Annotated in this window: 19 protein-coding genes; 9 read left to right on the top strand and 10 right to left on the bottom strand. The window is 69.8% G+C overall.

The features are described 5' to 3' along the window. A complete protein-coding gene (locus ACIBF7_RS15120; protein WP_397197336.1) occupies positions 1–1,563 on the top strand; it encodes a long-chain fatty acid--CoA ligase in 1,563 nt (520 codons plus the stop codon). A 25-nt stretch (positions 1,564–1,588) separates the two neighbouring features. After that, positions 1,589–3,289 carry a tannase/feruloyl esterase family alpha/beta hydrolase gene (locus tag ACIBF7_RS15115; protein ID WP_397197335.1) on the top strand — a complete coding sequence of 567 codons (1,701 nt, stop codon included), beginning with the start codon at positions 1,589–1,591 and terminating at the stop codon, positions 3,287–3,289. Between the two features lie 423 nt (positions 3,290–3,712). On the opposite strand, the gene ACIBF7_RS15110 is transcribed toward ACIBF7_RS15115, so the two are convergent. The 5 genes from ACIBF7_RS15110 to ACIBF7_RS15090 form a co-directional block, all read right to left on the bottom strand. Then, the gene (locus ACIBF7_RS15110) at positions 3,713–4,324 is read right to left on the bottom strand and encodes a sigma-70 family RNA polymerase sigma factor (RefSeq protein ID WP_397197334.1); all 612 of its coding nucleotides are present in this window, start codon (positions 4,322–4,324) and stop codon (positions 3,713–3,715) included. Between the two features lie 57 nt (positions 4,325–4,381). Further along, positions 4,382–4,519 carry a hypothetical protein gene (locus tag ACIBF7_RS15105; RefSeq protein WP_397197333.1) on the bottom strand — a complete coding sequence of 46 codons (138 nt, stop codon included), beginning with the start codon at positions 4,517–4,519 and terminating at the stop codon, positions 4,382–4,384. Positions 4,520–4,567: 48 nt separating this feature from the next. Beyond that, entirely contained in the window at positions 4,568–4,969 is a 402-nt protein-coding gene (locus ACIBF7_RS15100; RefSeq protein ID WP_397197332.1) for a hypothetical protein, read from the bottom strand. Beyond that, complete coding sequence (locus tag ACIBF7_RS15095) at positions 4,947–5,657, bottom strand: hypothetical protein (protein ID WP_397197331.1); 711 nt, start codon at positions 5,655–5,657, stop codon at positions 4,947–4,949. The genes ACIBF7_RS15100 and ACIBF7_RS15095 overlap by 23 nt, the downstream gene beginning before the upstream one ends. A 144-nt stretch (positions 5,658–5,801) precedes the next feature. Continuing rightward, positions 5,802–6,863 carry a flavin-containing monooxygenase gene (locus tag ACIBF7_RS15090; protein WP_397197330.1) on the bottom strand — a complete coding sequence of 354 codons (1,062 nt, stop codon included), beginning with the start codon at positions 6,861–6,863 and terminating at the stop codon, positions 5,802–5,804. A gap of 65 nt (positions 6,864–6,928) precedes the next feature. On the opposite strand from ACIBF7_RS15090, the gene ACIBF7_RS15085 reads away from it, so the two are divergent. The 6 genes from ACIBF7_RS15085 to ACIBF7_RS15060 all read left to right on the top strand — a co-directional run bounded on the left by ACIBF7_RS15085 (position 6,929) and on the right by ACIBF7_RS15060 (position 11,171). Next, positions 6,929–7,252: an ArsR/SmtB family transcription factor gene (locus tag ACIBF7_RS15085; RefSeq protein WP_397197329.1), complete on the top strand. Its 324-nt coding sequence runs from the start codon at positions 6,929–6,931 to the stop codon at positions 7,250–7,252. 71 nt (positions 7,253–7,323) lie between these two features. Then, positions 7,324–8,703 carry an FAD-dependent oxidoreductase gene (locus ACIBF7_RS15080; protein WP_397197328.1) on the top strand — a complete coding sequence of 460 codons (1,380 nt, stop codon included), beginning with the start codon at positions 7,324–7,326 and terminating at the stop codon, positions 8,701–8,703. Positions 8,704–8,715: 12 nt separating this feature from the next. Then, positions 8,716–8,979, top strand: a complete 264-nt coding sequence (locus ACIBF7_RS15075; protein WP_397197327.1) for a hypothetical protein — start codon at positions 8,716–8,718, stop codon at positions 8,977–8,979. Next, positions 8,976–9,752: a hypothetical protein gene (locus tag ACIBF7_RS15070; RefSeq protein WP_397197326.1), complete on the top strand. Its 777-nt coding sequence runs from the start codon at positions 8,976–8,978 to the stop codon at positions 9,750–9,752. Before ACIBF7_RS15075 ends, ACIBF7_RS15070 begins: the two co-directional genes overlap by 4 nt. 28 nt (positions 9,753–9,780) lie before the next feature. After that, positions 9,781–10,131: a metalloregulator ArsR/SmtB family transcription factor gene (locus ACIBF7_RS15065; RefSeq protein ID WP_397197325.1), complete on the top strand. Its 351-nt coding sequence runs from the start codon at positions 9,781–9,783 to the stop codon at positions 10,129–10,131. Then, positions 10,128–11,171 (top strand): ArsO family NAD(P)H-dependent flavin-containing monooxygenase, encoded by a 1,044-nt coding sequence (locus ACIBF7_RS15060; RefSeq protein ID WP_148030857.1) that lies wholly within the window; start codon positions 10,128–10,130, stop codon positions 11,169–11,171. Before ACIBF7_RS15065 ends, ACIBF7_RS15060 begins: the two co-directional genes overlap by 4 nt. On the opposite strand, the gene ACIBF7_RS15055 is transcribed toward ACIBF7_RS15060, so the two are convergent. The 5 genes from ACIBF7_RS15055 to ACIBF7_RS15035 form a co-directional block, all read right to left on the bottom strand. Continuing rightward, on the bottom strand, positions 11,161–11,553 hold the full coding sequence (locus ACIBF7_RS15055) for an arsenate reductase ArsC (RefSeq protein WP_148030858.1): 393 nt from the start codon (positions 11,551–11,553) through the stop codon (positions 11,161–11,163). The genes ACIBF7_RS15060 and ACIBF7_RS15055 overlap by 11 nt on opposite strands. Further along, a complete protein-coding gene (gene arsB, locus ACIBF7_RS15050; RefSeq protein WP_315970609.1) occupies positions 11,546–12,616 on the bottom strand; it encodes an ACR3 family arsenite efflux transporter in 1,071 nt (356 codons plus the stop codon). The genes ACIBF7_RS15055 and arsB overlap by 8 nt, the downstream gene beginning before the upstream one ends. Before the next feature lie 30 nt (positions 12,617–12,646). Beyond that, positions 12,647–12,988 (bottom strand): metalloregulator ArsR/SmtB family transcription factor, encoded by a 342-nt coding sequence (locus ACIBF7_RS15045; protein WP_148030859.1) that lies wholly within the window; start codon positions 12,986–12,988, stop codon positions 12,647–12,649. 48 nt (positions 12,989–13,036) lie between these two features. Beyond that, on the bottom strand, positions 13,037–13,471 hold the full coding sequence (locus ACIBF7_RS15040; protein ID WP_397197324.1) for a three-helix bundle dimerization domain-containing protein: 435 nt from the start codon (positions 13,469–13,471) through the stop codon (positions 13,037–13,039). A 456-nt stretch (positions 13,472–13,927) separates the two neighbouring features. Further along, on the bottom strand, positions 13,928–14,914 hold the full coding sequence (locus ACIBF7_RS15035) for an NAD-dependent epimerase/dehydratase family protein (RefSeq protein WP_397197323.1): 987 nt from the start codon (positions 14,912–14,914) through the stop codon (positions 13,928–13,930). Between the two features lie 161 nt (positions 14,915–15,075). On the opposite strand from ACIBF7_RS15035, the gene ACIBF7_RS15030 reads away from it, so the two are divergent. After that, positions 15,076–15,528 carry a MarR family winged helix-turn-helix transcriptional regulator gene (locus ACIBF7_RS15030; RefSeq protein ID WP_219547281.1) on the top strand — a complete coding sequence of 151 codons (453 nt, stop codon included), beginning with the start codon at positions 15,076–15,078 and terminating at the stop codon, positions 15,526–15,528. Positions 15,529–15,595 lie beyond the last annotated feature (67 nt).

Below are 15,595 nucleotides of genomic sequence, written 5' to 3'. Positions count from 1 at the left end.
ATGTGGGGTTCGACACCGAGAGTGTTCGACATGGCGTGCGCGTACTACGCCGAGCGCACCGCACTCGTCGACGGAGAACGCCGCCTCACCTACCAGGAGATGAGCGGCTGGGCCAACCGCATCGCCAACGGCCTGTCGGAACTCGGCGTGGGCAAGGGCGACCGGGTGGGGCTGCTGATGCCCAACTGCCTGGAGTTCGTCCCCGCCATGGTCGGCATCTGGAAGTCCGGCGCGGCGATGACCCAGATGCCCGCCCGGGCCACGGCCGAGGACTTCTGCTTCTTCCTGGAGGAGGTGCAGGCCTCGACGCTCATCTACCACCAGGCCTTCGACGACGCCATCGCCCAGATCCGGGATCGGCTGCCCAACCTCAAGCACGTCGTCCGGCTGGCCAGTGGAGGCGACACCATTCCCGGCATCCTGGACTACCAGGAGACGTTCGCCGCTCAGCCGACCGCGCCGCCCGCTATCGAGCTCGCCGACGACGACCTGGCGTTCGTCGGCTTCACCTCCGGCACCACCGGCGTGCCCAAGGGCGTCTTGCAGACGCATGCGACCTGGTCGCACTACGCCATCACCGCGGGGCTCGAGATCGGCGACATCCGGCCGGGCGAGGTGTTCGCCCACGGCGCGCCCCTGACCCACTTCACGCAGACCTTCGTCATGCCGGTCTTCATGCGCGGCGGGACGAACGTCATCCTGCCCGGCCTCGACCTCGATCTGCTCCTGGACGCCATCGAGCGCGAACGGGTCACCGCCACCGCCGTCGTGCCCACGATCGTCTACATGCTCCTGGACCACCCGCGCCGGGCCGACGCCGATCTGTCGTCGCTGCGCACGGTCATCTACGCCGGATCGCCGATGGCCCCGGAGGGCCTGCGCCGGGCGCTGGAGGCGTTCGGCCCGATCTTCGTGCAGACCTACGCCGGCACCGAGCCCGGCTACATGACCTGCCTGCGCAAGGAGGACCACCGGCTCGACACCCCCGAAGGGGAGGAACGGCTGGCCTCCGCGGGACGGCCGATGTACCACGTCGAGCTCACCATCCGCGACCCCGAAGGCCGCGCCCTGCCCGCCGGCGAGATCGGCGAGATCTGCGCCGCCCAGCCCGGCCAGATGGCCGGCTACGTCAACAGCGGTCTCGACCCGGAGGTGATGCAGGACGGCTGGGTCCGCTCCGGCGACATCGGCTTCGTCGACGAATTCGGCTACGTCTTCATCGTCGACCGCAAGAAGGACATGATCGTCACGGGCGGGTTCAACGTCTTCCCCCGGCAGATCGAGGATGTCCTGGCGACCCATCCCGCCGTCGCCCAGTGCGCCGTCATCGGCGTCCCGGACGACAAGTGGGGCGAGGCCGTCAAGGCCGTCGTCGTCACCCGGCCCGGCGCCGAGGTCGCCGCCGAAGAGCTCATCGCCCTGGTCAAGGAGCGCAAGGGCAGCGTGTGGGCGCCCAAGAGCATCGACTTCGCCCCCGCCCTGCCGGCCAACCCCTCCGGCAAGATCGACAAGAGATCGCTGCGCGCCCCGTACTGGGCCGGGCGCCGCCGCCAGGTCAACTGACCGCACCCCCGAAAAGGACAAGGCCATGAAAGGCACAGCCCGGCTCTTAGCTTCCGTCCTGCTGCTGATCCTCGCCACGGGCGCCGTCCCCGGCCAGGTCGCCGCCAGCACGAGCACGGACCTCACCCCCGCCATCACCTGTCAGCGACTCGGCGGGATCGACCTCACGGGCCTCCCCGAAGCCCCCACCCGAATCCTGAGCGCGACCGCGGTCTCCGCCACTGCGCAGAAACCCGCGTACTGCCAGGTCAAGGGGTACGTCTCACCACAGGTGCAGTTCGAGGTCCGGCTGCCCTCCGAAGCCTGGAGCGGCCGCTACCTGCAACTCGGCTGCGGCGGCTTCTGCGGGTTCGCCGACCCGGACGACTCCAACCACCACCTGCCCGGCAACTGCGCCCCACCCGACGACGGCAAGGTCGTCATCGGAGCCGACAACAGCGGCCACATCGGGGCAAGCTCCGTCGACGGGCTGTGGGCGCACTCCAGCCCACAGCTGCGGGTCGACGCCGGCTACCGCTCCGAACACGTCACCGCACTGGCCGCCAAGGCCCTCATCAAGGCGTACTACGGCCAGGCGCCCAGGTACTCCTACTTCGCCGGCTGCTCCAACGGCGGACGCCAGGCCCTCATGGAGGCCCAGCGTCACCCCGAGGACTTCGACGGCATCATCGCCGGAGCGCCGGGCAACAACCTCACCGCGCTGGCCGGCATGTTCTTCCCGTGGATCGCCAACGCCAACACCGCCCCCGACGGCGGCCAGATCCTCGGCGTGAACAAGATACAGCTCCTGCACCAGAAGGTGCTGGACGCCTGCGACCCCGTGGACGGCCTGCAAGACGGCCAGATCGACGACCCCCGCCGGTGCTCGTTCGACCCAGCGAGCCTGCGCTGCACGGCCGGCCCACAGGCCGACTGCCTGACGGACGCGCAGGTGGACGTGGTCCGCAAGTTCTACCAGGGGCCGGTGGACGACAAGGGCCGTCGCCTGTTCCCCTCCGGCCTCCCCAGGGGCACCGAGCTAGCCTGGCTCGGGTACGTTGTCGCCCCCGCCGGCCAGCGCGCCGTGCTCGCCTCACTCGGACTCGACTATCTGAAGTACTTCGGCTCCTGGCGCAACCCGCCCGCATCCTTCACGCTCGCCGACCACCGCTTCGACCGCAAGACCCTCGACAAGCTGCGTGACATGCGCGGCGTCTACGACTCCACCGACCCTGACCTGCGCGCCTTCAAGAATCGCGGCGGCAAGCTCATCCTCTGGCACGGCTGGTCCGACCCGGCCATCCCGGCCGGCAGCACGCTCGCCTACTACGACGCGGTGACCAAGCGGATGGGCGGCTCGCAGGCCACCCAGCAGTTCGCCCGCCTGTTCATGTTCCCCGGCGTCTACCACTGCACCGGTGGCCACGGCCCCGACACCTTCGACCTGTTCAGCCCGCTGTACGACTGGGTGGAGAAGGGCATCGCCCCGCAGAAGGTCATCGCCGGCAAGAAGAACGGCGACGACGTCGTACGCACCCGCCCCGTCTACCCGTATCCCATGCAGACGAAGTACACCGGCAGCGGCAGCATCGACGACGCGGCCAACTTCACCGGCGTCATGCCCGCCGAGCTCCCGGACGACAGATATCCGTGGGTGGGCGCGCCCTTCACCTCCGGCTACCAGGAGTGGTGCCGCTGGGAAGGCACGACACTCAAGTGCGGCCGATCCCAGCCGAAGTCCGGCTGACGCCACAGCGGGTGGCACGGCCCTGCGCCGTGCCACCTCGCCAAGTCAGCAGGCGCAAATCTCACCGAGCACGGTGAGGGTCGCATCGCAGGAGCCGCAGGAGGACTGGCCCTCCATGGCCACTGTCCAGTACTCAACAGCGAGGCGAGGTCTGGATGGTGAGACGTCGGAATGGGTGAGATCTGCGTCGTGATCGACGACTGTACTGGTCATTTTTCGTTGTGGCCGTCGGCTCGCATGCGCCGGCGCGGTTGTACTCGTCGTGCGCGCGGTCGAGAGCGTCGGCGATGCCCCGGAAGACCTCGGCGAGTGCGTCCAACTGGATCTCGTAGAGGACGGTCCGGCCGGTCTTGGTCGCTCGCAGCACACCGCCGGCACGCAGCAGCGCCAGACGGAAAGTCGCACAGCGGCAGCGAGGAGCTGTTACGGGTCACTCGTGTCGGAGGGGTGAGCTGACAGGGGAGCGCAGGTGCAAGGGCCTGAGGGGCGGATCGCGCGTACGTCGCCGCGGACGTCCACGGCGATCTGGCAGCACTGCGTCAGAAGATCGCGCAGGCGGGCGCGGGCGCGCTGGACGCGTGACTTCATGCCCGACGTCGAGATGCCCAGGCGTCGTGCCGCCTCGGTCTGGGTGAGGCCGTCGTACTCCACCATGGTGATCGCCTGCCGGTCGCGCTCGCCCAGGAAGGCGAGCAGCGGGGCCACGCAGCCGGTCAGCGAGGTCAAGGCTTCGCGCTCGTCCGGCTCTTCCGAGGTGGTGAGCCGTTCCTCGGTCGCTGCACGGACTTCGGCGTTGCGCATGCGTGCCGCGGCCCGCTGGTGGTCGATGATCGCGTTGCGCGTCACCTGGTAGATCCACGCCTCCAGGCGCTTGCCGTCACGGAGTCCGTTGATGCCTTTGCCGACCTTGATGAACACGTCCTGGACGATGTCTTCCGCGTCCGGGCGGCTGCCCACGCGGACGATGACGAAGGCGAGCAGCTGATCGCGCATCGCCTGCCACGCATCGACCAGGTCCTCGGTTCTGGAGAGCATGAGGGGGCCTCCTGTCGAGGGAGGGGCAGGAACTGCTCCGGGCCCCTCCCTCCATGGTTACCGGCAGCCGCAGGTGCTCGGCGCCTCGTTCTCCGCGGTCCCCCCGGTCGTGGTCTGCCGGGTGCCGCAGCACTCGGCCTTGGCCTCACCCTCGCAGCAGGTCGTCATCGTGGTGGGCGGGCAGCATGCCGTCATGGTCGTGCCTTCCTCGTGATGGATTCGTACGTCAGATAGACGCCGCTGTCACGAGATGGACGCACTGCCGAACTGGTCGGCGGCGAAGGCCGCGAGCTGGAGGGCCGCACTCTTGTCGATGCCGAGTTCGGCAGCCGCTGCGAGCACCGCGTCGGCCGCGCTGGTGTGGCCGACGAGATGGCGGGTGGTGGCGGCGATCAGCCGGGCAGGCGTGTCATGGGCGAGGCCGAACTGTTCGGCGACGGCCTTGACGCCCAGGGTGGCCGAGCAGACGCCGGTGGCGGGCAGGTCCAACTGGACGTCGCGGGCCGCTTGCCAGTCACCGGCCAGGGCGGCGACGACCGAGCGGGCCTGCTCATATCCGGTGGCCAGCAGGAACGTGGGGGCGCGGCCGTAGCTCTTCATGCCGATCGCGTAGTAGCCGGGCTCAGGGTGGGCCAGCTCGTCCACCCCGTGCGGTCGCACCGTGCCGCAGGAGTGGTCGTTGGGGTCGATCAGCGGGGCCAGCAGGCGGGTGGTGCCCAGGATCGGATCCTGGTCTCCCGGCGTGCCGGGAGACCAGCTCGACACCGGTCCCGTCCGGTCGTGCGCGTACGCCTCGGACCTTGAAGGACGCGGCCAGCTCCACCACACCCTTGTCGACCAGCAGCCGCAGGCCGGAGCCGAGCGAGCCGCGGGCGGGCAGCGCGTCGTCGTCCCCGCCGCCGTAGGCCCGTTCGGGCGCGTCGGCGCGGATCGCCCAAGTCAGCCGTGTGTCCGGTTCCCGGTTGGCCAGCTCCGCCAGGGCGAGGAGCGTGGTGGCCGCCGAGTGACCGGCGCCCACGACGACGGTGTGCCTGCCCGCGTAGCGGTGACGCTCGGCGCCCAGAACGTCGGGTAGCGCATGGTCGATCCACGGCCCGGCGTCGGCCTCTCCTGCAGCCGGGAGTCCGTTGGCGCCCATCACGCTGGGGGTGAGCCAGGCGCCTGACGCGTCGATGACGGCGCGGGCGAGCAGCTCTTCGCCGTCGTTGAGGAGCAGCACGAACGGTGCCGTCTCCCGTCCATGGGTACGCAGGCGGTCGGTGTCCAGGCGGCTGATCCCCTCAACCCTGGTTGAGTAGCGGACGTACGGTGCGATGCCGGGAACCTGGGCCACGGGTCGTAGATAATGATCGGCCAGTTCGGTGCCGGTGGGCAGTTCGTCCGGATCCGGGGCGGTCCAGCCCGCGGCGTTCCGACGGTCAGCATGGTCGCCACCAGGAGCAGCACCAGAGCGACCGTGACCAGAGGGGATTCCACGTCAGAAGCCGTATGCCGCCAGGGCCTCGCCGGCGTAGACGGCCAAGGGCGTGGCGAGGTGGGCGGCGTCGCGGGCCACGCCACGCAGTGTGTTGGAGGCGAACGAGCGCTGGAACTCCAGCCCGACATACGCGAGCCCGAGATGCGTGGTGGACAGGCCTTCGACCTGCAAAGGCAGCCCATGGGCGTCGAGGGCGCCGAGCGGGCGCAGGTAGTCCAGGCTGGGCCGGTAACCAGTGGCGAAGATGACGGTGTCCACGACTTCTCGGGTGCCGTCGGCCCAGACGATCTCGTCGCCGTCGAAGGCGGTGAACATCGGCCGCCGGTCGAACCGTCCAGCCTGCAGGGCGGTGGCGTAGTCGCCGGTGTCCAGGACGAGGGTGCCGCCGGCCAGGCGGGCCAGCCAGTGCGGGGGCAGGTCGTCGAAGCCGGTGGCGGTGTGCCAGTGGTGGATGTCGTGGCCGCCGACCATCTGCGGCATGAACTGGACCGGCTGCCGGGTCGCGAGGGTGACGGTGGCGACCTCGGCGAGTTCGTAGCCCACCTGGACGGCCGAGTTGCCGCCGCCGACCACGACGATGCGTTGCCCGGCGTACTCCTTGGGGTTGCGGTAACCGGCGACATGCAGCGACTGTCCGGTGAAGTGTCCAGGCAGGTCGGGGATGTACGGGTTGCCGAACGAGCCGCTTGCCGCGACGACGCCACGGGTTCGCAGGGTCTCGCCGGCCGTGGTGTGGACGAGGAACCCGCCCGCGCCGTCGGATTCGACTGTGGCGACCTTGGTGCCGGTGCGGATCTCGGCGTCGAGGGTGGCGGCGTAGCTCTCCAGGTACGCGACGGTTTCGTCACGGGTGGGGTAGCGGTCGGGGTCGCCGGGGAAGTCCTGGCCGGGCATGGCGCTGTGGCGGGCGGGCGAGAAGAGGGTGAGGCTGTCGTAGTAGCCCGCCCAGGAGCCGGTGGGCCGCTCGCCGGCTTCGAGGATGACGGGGGCCAGGCCTGCGTGGCGCAAGGCGCGGGCGGCGGCCAGCCCTGACTGTCCGCCGCCGATGATGATCGTGTCCATGTTCGGCATCGTATCGTCAAATCGTGAAATCATGAACTGACAATACGAGGCGGTAGAGTCGGCCTGTGGAGACGACGAACAGGATCGAGCTGACCGACGCCGCGCGCGGCTTCCTCAAGGCGCTGGCCAGTGATACCCGCCAGCAGATCCTGCTGCTGTTCGGCGGCGAGTCCGAGCTGACGGTCGGCGAGGTGGCCGAGCGTCTCGGTCTGGCTCAGTCGGCCGCGTCCGCGCAGCTGGCGACGTTGCGTGACAGTGGCGTGCTGGTGGCGCGACGGGAATGGAAGACCGTCTACTACCGGGTCGATCCGAGCGGGATCGCGCGGGCGCTCGCGGATCTGCAGGCGACCCTGCGGGCGTGCTGTCCACCGGACGGCTCATGCGGCTGATTTGACATTCTTCTAACCAGGGCCGCATGATGGGCTCTGTTTAGAAGGATATCTAATCAGGAGCGGTGATCATGAGCGACGCATGCTGCGGCACCACCACGTCCCTGGAGAGCGAGCAGCCCGGGATCTCCATCGACGCCGAGGCGCTTCCCGTGGTCGTCATCGGCGCGGGCCCGGTCGGGCTGGCCGCTGCCGCCCACCTGGCCGAGCGTGGCCTGCACTTCCTCGTGCTCGAAGCAGGCGAGCAGGCGGGCGCGTCCATCGCGCAGTGGGGACACGTGCGGGTCTTCAGCCCGTGGAAGTACGACATCGACGCCGCCGCCCGCCGCCTGCTGGAGGCGCACGGCTGGACCGCCCCCGACCCCGAGTGGCTGCCCACCGGCGCCGAAATCGTCGGCCGCTACCTCGCCCCACTCGCCAAGGCCCTCGGCCCGAACGTCCGCTTCCGCTCCAAGGTGACCGCGATCAGCCGCCTCGGCTACGACCGCGTCCGCACCAATGGGCGCGATCAGGCGCCCTTCCTGATCCGGCTCGACGACGGAGGGGAGATCAGGGCCCGCGCGGTCGTCGATGCCTCCGGCACCTGGACCACTCCCAACGTGCTCGGCGCATCCGGCCTGCCCGCGCGCGGCGAGGACGAGGTCGAGATCGAGCACGCACTGCCCGATGTGCTCGGCGCCGACCGGGAGGCCTACCAGGGCAAGCACACCCTGGTCGTGGGTGCCGGGCACTCCGCGGCCACCACCCTGCTCGCCCTCGCCCAGCTCGGCGACACCGAGATCACCTGGGCCATCCGCGCTGGTGACGCCGCCCGCGCCTACGGCGGCGGCGGGGCCGACGCGCTTCCCGCCCGCGGCGCTCTCGGCACCCGCCTGCACGCCCTCGTCACCTCCGGCCGCGTCCGCCTCCTCACCGGCTTCTTCACGCACGCCGTCGAGAAGGCCGGCGAGCGGGTACGGGTGACCAGTCTCGACGGGCGAGACATCAGCGTCGACCGGATCATCGGCGCGACCGGCTTCCGTCCCGACCACTCCATCGCCTCGGAACTGCGTTTGGACCTGGACCCGATCCTCGGCTCCACCCGTGCTCTGGCCCCGCTCATCGACCCGAACCAGCACTCCTGCGGCACCGTCCCTCCGCATGGCGCCGACGAGCTGGCCCACCCCGAGCCGGGCTACTACGCGATCGGCGTCAAGAGCTACGGCCGCGCCCCCACGTTCCTGCTGGCCACCGGATATGAGCAGGCCCGCTCGGTGGCCGCCGCGCTGGCGGGGGACTGGGAGGCGGCCCGCGACGTCCAGCTCGAGCTGCCGGAGACCGGCGTGTGCTCCAGCAACCTGGCCGAGGCACAGGAGCAGCGGATCGGCCTGGCCACCGGTATCAGCGGCGGGCTGCTGGCCACACCTCTCCCGCTGGCGACTGTCTCCTCCGGTGGAAGCTGCTGTGGCTGAAAGGAGCGCGACATGTCCGACGGCCATCCCACGGCAGCGCGGAAAGAGGCCCTGCGCCTGATCTGCACGCATGGTCTGATCCCTGGTGATCTGCTGGCCGAGGAACTGCTCGCCGCGCGCGAGCCGGGCGCCCACCCCGGCTATGCCGCGGCCATCCGGCGGATGGCCGGCACCCTGGCTTGGCGCTTGGAGGCTCAGGGCTTCATCGCCGAGGCGGGCGCCGGCACGTGGCGGACGACGGCCGCCGGTCGCGACGTGATCGCCTGTACGACGTGAACCCCGGCGTCGAGACCACCGCCCCCGGAGCCGGGGGCGGTGGCCGCCTCGATCACGGGTGGCGCATCGTGGCCGCCCTCGCCGTCACCCAGACCATCGGCTACGGCGTGCTCTACTACGCCTTCTCGGTCTTCCTCATGCCGATGAGCCGTGACCTGCGCGCCACCGGCACGCAGATCGCCGCCGCGCTCACCCTCGCCGTGCTGACCACCGCGCTGTGCGCGCCCCGGGCCGGGCGATGGCTGGACGCCCTGGTCGTGCGGCGGTCCAGGATGCCGGCCGCCAAGCCCGGGCGGCGAGCGGACCTGGTGCGGGAGGCGGTGCGGGCCCGGCCGTTCTGGTTCCTGGTCGCGGCCTTCACCGCGCACGGCGGCGGGGTCGCCGTTATCGGTGTCCTGCTGGTCACGTACCTGATCCACCTCGGTCACGCGCCGGTGTTCGCCGCGACCGTGGCCGGGCTGCTCGGCGTGCTGTCGGTGACAGGCCGGGTGGTCACCACGGGGCTGCGCCGTCGCTGGGCGGCCGCTCCGGTGGCCGCCGCGGTCTTCGCCGTGCAAGGGCTGGGCGCGCTGCTGCTGCCGGTGGTGGCGGGAGAGCGCGGCGGGGGCGATCGGGTGCGTGCTGCTGTTCGGGATCGGGTTCGGCGTCGGTACGATCACGCTCCCGTACCTGCTGGCCGAGCGGTACGGCACCGCCGCCTACGCCAGCCTGTCGGGGCGGATCGCGATGTTCTCCGGCATTCGCCCTGGTCGCCTACCATCGCCTACGATTAGACATCCTTCTAAATAAGAGGTGTCTTCGATGACCGTCAGCCCCGTCGCGTGCTGTGCCCCGATCGCCAAGCAGCCGCTGGAGGAGTCCGAGGCTGTCGAGCTGGCCGCGCTGCTCAAGGCCGTGGCCGACCCGGTACGACTGCGCCTGCTGTCAATGATCGGCTCGCATCCCGATGGCGAGGCCTGCGTGTGCGACCTGACCGGCGCCTTCGACCTCAGCGCGCCCACCATCTCGCACCACCTGAAGACCCTGCGCAATGCTGGACTCATCGACGGCGAGCGGCGCGGCACCTGGGTCTACTACTGGATCGTGCCCGCCCAGGTCGCGAGGCTCGGCGAGCTGTTCAGCCCGTTGGCCGAGCCCGCGGCCAACGCGTGATCCGCCAGGTCGACGTCCTGGTCATCGGCGGCGGGCAGGCGGGGCTGGCGGCAGGCTACTACCTGCGCAGAGCCGGAGCCGACTTCGTCATCCTCGACTCCGGGGAGCGGCCGGGCGGAGCGTGGCAGCACGCCTGGGCATCGCTACGCCTGTTCTCGCCCGCCCAGTACAGCTCGCTGCCGGGCCGTATGATGCCCGTCCCGCCCGATGGCGGCTACCCGAGCGCGGCCGACACCGTCGCCTACCTCACGGACTACGAACGCCGGTACGAGCTGCCCGTGCTCAGGCCGGTCATCGCGAACGCCGTGAGGAGAGGCGATGGCCACCTCGTCGTGGAGACCGATCGGGGAGTCTGGCAGGCCAAGACGGTGATCAGCGCGACCGGAACCTGGTGGCGTCCGTACGTGCCGCACTACGCCGGCATGCGCCACTTCGGAGGCGAGCAACTCCACACCGTCGACTACCGGGATCCGGAGTCCTTCCGCGGCCGTCATGTGGTGATCGTCGGTGGCGGTAACTCCGCGGCCCAACTGCTCGCCGACATCTCCACGGTCACCACGACGACCTGGGTGACCCGGCGCCCGCCGCGCCTGCTGCCCGACGAGCTCGACGGACGCGCGCTGTTCGAGCTGGCCACTCGCCGCCACCGCGCCGCCCTCGCGGGGGAGACCGTCCCGGGTATCGGAGACCTCGGCGACATCGTGGCAGTGCCGCCCGTGCGCGAGGCACGCGAGCGGGGCGTGCTCAAGGCCGAGCCGATGTTCACGCGCATCACCCCGAGAGGCATCTCCTGGGCCGACGGCAGCGAACTGGCCTGCGACGTCATCCTGTGGTGCACCGGGTTCCGGCCCGCGCTCGGCCATCTGGCACCGCTGCGCCTGCGCGGTCCCGACGGGCTCATCCCCACCGAGGGCACCCGCGCCATCGGCGAGCCCCGGCTGCACCTGCTCGGCTACGGCGACTGGACCGGACCCGCCTCGGCCACCCTCATCGGCGCCGGCCGGACCGCGAGAGACACGGTCGCCCAGATCAGCCGGTGAGCTCGGCGATGAGCTTCTCCACGCGGGCGCGGATGGCGTCACGGATCGGCCGGACGGCCTCGATGCCCTGACCGGCAGGGTCGTCGAGCTTCCAGTCCTCGTACCGCTTGCCCGGGAAGATCGGGCAGGCATCCCCGCAGCCCATGGTGACCACCACGTCGGATGCCTCGACGGCCTCGGTGGTGAGGACCTTCGGCTGTGCGGCGGCGATGTCGACGCCGACCTCCCGCATCGCCTCGACGGCGATCGGGTTGATCCGGTCCGCCGGGGCCGAGCCGGCCGAGCGGACCTCGATCCGGTCGCCGGCCAGGTGCGACAGCCACCCGGCGGCCATCTGGGAGCGGCCGGCGTTGTGCACGCACACGAACAGGACGCTAGGCATGAACGGTCTCCTCGCCTCGGAACAATCGGCGGCCCCACAGGCTGACGTAGACGAGCGCGACCAGCACGGGCACCTCGATCAGCGGCCCGACCACCCCGGCCAGCGCCTGCCCGGAGGTGACACCGAAAACGCCGACCGCGACCGCGATGGCCAACTCGAAGTTGTTGCCCGCCGCGGTGAAGGCGAGCGTGGTGGTCCGCTCGTACCCGAGACCGATCACGCGGCCGGCGAGGAACGAGCCACCGAACATGAGGAAGAAGTACGCCAGCAGGGGAAGGGCGATACGGGCCACGTCACCGGGCCGGGAGGTGATCGTCTCGCCCTGGAGTGCGAACAGGATCACGATGGTGAACAGCAGACCGTACAGTGCGACGGGGCCGATCCTGGGCAGCAAGCGGGACTCGTACCACTCCCGGCCCCGAGCGCGTTCGCCCAGCTTGCGGGAGAGATAGCCGGCGATCAGCGGGATGCCCAGGAAGATCAGCACGTACTGGGCGATGTCCCACATCGAGACGTCCAGCGCCGCCTGTGGCAGACCCAGCCACCCGGGCAGGATCTGCAGATAGAACCAGCCGAGGGCGCCGAACGCCACCACCTGGAAGATCGAGTTGAGCGCGACCAGGACGGCGGCGGCTTCACGGTCGCCACAGGCCAGGTCGTTCCAGATGAGGACCATGGCGATGCATCGGGCCAGGCCGACAATGATCAGCCCGGTGCGATATTCCGGCAGGTCGGGCAGGAGGGCCCAGGCCAGGGCGAACATCAGAGCCGGGCCCGCGACCCAGTTGAGGACCAGGGAGGCCGGCAGCATCCGGCGGTCGGCGGTGACGGTGTCGAGCCGGTCGTAGCGGACCTTGGCCAGCACCGGATACATCATGAGCAGCAGGCCGAGCGCGATGGGCAGCGAGATCTCACCGATCTTGACCGCTTCCAGGGCCGCGTCGAGGCCGGGCACCGTCCGTCCGAGCAGCAGTCCGGCGCCCATCGCCAAGCCGATCCACAGTGGCAGGAACCGGTCGAGCGTGGACAGGCCGCCGATGACCGCCGGGGTTCTGGCTGTCACGTCGGTCGATGACAAAGCCGCTTTCCTTCCTCAGACGGCGGCGGGGGTGTCGAGCAGGGCCGACAGCTCGCCGAGTCGTTCGGGCACCAGGCGGTAGTAGACCCAGGAGGCGCGGCGCTCGGAGGTGAGCAGGCCGACGTCCTTGAGCACCTTCAGGTGATGGCTGATCGTCGGCTGGGACAGCTCGAAAGCGTCGGTGATGTCGCACACGCACACCTCGCCGCCCTCGTGACTGGCCACGATCGACAGGATGCGCAGCCGTACGGGATCGCCCAGCGCTTTGAACACCCGCGCCAGGCCGGCGGCCTGTTCGGCGTCGAGCGGTTCGCGCGCCAGGGGCGGGCTGCACTGGAGCACCTCGAGTGGTTCCATCGCGTCTCCTCACATCTGACATGGACCACTGTCTATATTGACAGACATCTATTGAGCCTCGATACCTGGGGTTCGGCTCGCTGGAATCTCGAGGTCGGCGAGGAGCCGGCGGACCCGGTGCTCGATCTCGTCGCGGATCGGCCTGATGTCCTCGACGCTCTTGCCCGCGGGGTCGTCGAGCTCCCAGTTGAGGTAGCGCTTGCCGGGATAGACCGGGCAGGCGTCGATCGGACGACCGTCGTGATGTCCCTCGACCCGGGCCAGCGCGTGCAGGCGCTGGCGGGCGAACCGCTCGGCGAGCAAGGGCAGGTAGTGGGGCACGACCGCTTTGCCGGCGAACTGGTCGTAACTGGTGTGAAGGAACCGCTCGATGGTCTCCGCGCCGAACGTGCCGGCGAACGCCTCGGCCAGGCGACGGGCGGCGGTGGCGAGAGCAAGCCGTTGGTCGATTGCGAGATCGCCTCGCTTGTGCGTGCTGGACATCGTTCACTCCCGAATGGCATCGACTGGCGTCTATATTGACCGAGGTCGATGTAGCGTGCGCGAACGCGAGATGAACAGTAGAGCGCTCGCGCGTCTCACCGAGTGAGGTCGCAGCTATCTCCCGTGGGGTCTTGGGTGTCGTGCGCGGCGCCGACCACACCCCCACCGGTGCCGCGCCCTACGTATGTGTGGATGGGGCCGTCTCAGGTGAGCGGGGAAGTCTGGTCGGCGCGTCATGCTGTCGAGGCTTGAGGATGCACTGTGCGCGCTCGTGACCTGATCATCGACCTTCCCGTGCTCGACCTGAACGCATCTGTCGGCGACGCGGTGCGGCTGCTCGCCGAGCGGGATCTGCCCGGACTCATCCTGGTCGGCGACGACGGATCGCCGTACACGGTCCTGCCGGGCACCGAGGTTCTGCGGCTGGCCCGCGAGTACGGGCTCTTCGTCGTCACCTCACGAGAAGCTCATCTCCGCCAGGCCCTTCTCCAGCGTCACGTCAGGCGAGTAGCCCAGCTCCTTCCTGGCGGCGGTGATGTCGTAGGAACGGTCACGGCCGGTGAAGCTGACGAGCCAGTTCGTCAGCGGCGGCGCCGTCTTCCGGCGAAGCAGGCGTGCCGTGCGGTCCATCATCGCCGCCATGGGCGCCGCCATCGCCAGGGGGACGCTGCGGCTCTTGGACAGATCCACGCCGCGGGTCGCCAGCAAGGGGGTCAGGAAGTCTCGGATGGGCATCGGCGTGCCGTCCGTCACGTAGTAGACCCCCTTGTGGCGGCCCCGCGTGAGCGCGAGGATCGCGGCACTGGCCAGGTTCTCGACGTGGACGAAGTCGACGATGTGCTTGCCGTCGTCGATCCAGGCGAACCGTCCGGCCTCGGCGACCTCGACCATCTCGTTGATCGTCTTCATTCCGCAGCCCCAGATGAACGGCGGGCGGAGCACCACCAGCTCGGTCTTCCCGCTGCGGGCTTCCAGGAGCGCGCGCTCGGTGGCCAGCTTGACCCGGCTGTAGGCGATGTTCGGCCGGCCCTCCGGCGTCGACTCGTCGACGACGGGACGGCGTTGGCTGCCCGTGGAGACGGACGCGGCGCTGGTGAGCACGAAGCGTCGCACCCCGGCCGCGACGCTCGCGGCGTGCAGGGCGGCCGTCGGCACGTGATTGGCCTGTTCGAAGAGCGAGTCGGGCCCCCAGAACTCCATGTACGCCGCGACGTGCACGACCGCGTCGGCCTCGCGCAGCTTGGCGAGCCAGTTCGGCGCCGGGGAGCCGGCCTTACCGAGCTCGGCGAGATCGCCGGACACGGGTTCGGCGCCGGCCGCACGTACCCGCTGGCTGCTCGAGCCCGATCTGGCCAGTGCCATGACCTCATGTCCCTCGGCGAGGAGGCGGTTGAGGAGAGTTCCGCCGACGAAACCGCTGCCGCCGGTGATGAAGATCTTCATGTGTTCACTCCTTGTGATTGAGTGCGCACTTATCGCGCGCCCTGGGGTCCTGAATGTGGCTCCGGCCACCTCGGATGCATCGGCACCAAATAGTTTGATGTCAATGCATTGATGCCTATGTAACCTCCCGTACGATGGGGGCGTCAAGTGGGAGGTGGGCGATGCCACACGCGGACAAGGGCGTGACCGCAGCACAGGTCGCCGACGAGTTCAGCCGTACGGCGAAGGTTCTCGTACGTCACTTCAACGAGCGTCTGGGCGAGCACGGGGTGTCGACACCGAGATCCCGCCTGGTGGTGGAGGTGGCGCGGTCGCAGCCGGTTCGTCTCACCGAGCTCGCTCTCGCGGTCGGCATCGCGCAGGGGACCGCCTCCACCCTGGTCGACGCGCTCGTCCGCGACGGACTGCTCGAACGCCAGACCAGCGCGGACGACCGCCGGTCCGTACTCCTTCGAGTGACGGCGCAAGGGGCCGCCCTGGCTCAGGACTGGACGGCCGGCTATGAACTGGCGGCGGAAGAGCTGTTCAGGCCGCTCACCCCCGAGCAACTGTCAACACTGGTCGACATCTTGCGGACGCTCAGCGCCGACGAGGCGCCGGCCGCCGGCGACTGAAGAAGGCCTTGCCTGCGCGTGGACCGCCGGAGCGCCTCGCCGCCGATGATCCGCGATCGCGAAGTCG

Source organism: Nonomuraea sp. NPDC050478 (assembly GCF_044458265.1).
GTDB classification, from domain to species: domain Bacteria; phylum Actinomycetota; class Actinomycetes; order Streptosporangiales; family Streptosporangiaceae; genus Nonomuraea; species Nonomuraea ferruginea.
The sequence above is the reverse complement of the archived record's forward strand: the minus strand, read 5'-3'. Positions and strand labels throughout refer to the sequence as shown.

Bases quoted from the DNA above. Each gene is read 5' to 3' on its own strand.
- ACIBF7_RS15040 (WP_397197324.1), bottom strand. From the start codon at position 13,471: ATGTCCAGCACGCACAAGCGAGGCGATCTCGCAATCGACCAACGGCTT.
- ACIBF7_RS15035 (WP_397197323.1), bottom strand. From the start codon at position 14,914: ATGAAGATCTTCATCACCGGCGGCAGCGGTTTCGTCGGCGGAACTCTC.
- ACIBF7_RS15030 (WP_219547281.1), top strand. From the start codon at position 15,076: ATGCCACACGCGGACAAGGGCGTGACCGCAGCACAGGTCGCCGACGAG.
- ACIBF7_RS15075 (WP_397197327.1), top strand. From the start codon at position 8,716: ATGTCCGACGGCCATCCCACGGCAGCGCGGAAAGAGGCCCTGCGCCTG.
- ACIBF7_RS15105 (WP_397197333.1), bottom strand. From the start codon at position 4,519: ATGACGGCATGCTGCCCGCCCACCACGATGACGACCTGCTGCGAGGGT.
- ACIBF7_RS15055 (WP_148030858.1), bottom strand. From the start codon at position 11,553: ATGCCTAGCGTCCTGTTCGTGTGCGTGCACAACGCCGGCCGCTCCCAG.
- ACIBF7_RS15090 (WP_397197330.1), bottom strand. From the start codon at position 6,863: ATGGACACGATCATCATCGGCGGCGGACAGTCAGGGCTGGCCGCCGCC.
- ACIBF7_RS15080 (WP_397197328.1), top strand. From the start codon at position 7,324: ATGAGCGACGCATGCTGCGGCACCACCACGTCCCTGGAGAGCGAGCAG.
- ACIBF7_RS15045 (WP_148030859.1), bottom strand. From the start codon at position 12,988: ATGGAACCACTCGAGGTGCTCCAGTGCAGCCCGCCCCTGGCGCGCGAA.
- ACIBF7_RS15120 (WP_397197336.1), top strand. From the start codon at position 1: ATGTGGGGTTCGACACCGAGAGTGTTCGACATGGCGTGCGCGTACTAC.
- ACIBF7_RS15065 (WP_397197325.1), top strand. From the start codon at position 9,781: ATGACCGTCAGCCCCGTCGCGTGCTGTGCCCCGATCGCCAAGCAGCCG.
- ACIBF7_RS15115 (WP_397197335.1), top strand. From the start codon at position 1,589: ATGAAAGGCACAGCCCGGCTCTTAGCTTCCGTCCTGCTGCTGATCCTC.
- ACIBF7_RS15110 (WP_397197334.1), bottom strand. From the start codon at position 4,324: ATGCTCTCCAGAACCGAGGACCTGGTCGATGCGTGGCAGGCGATGCGC.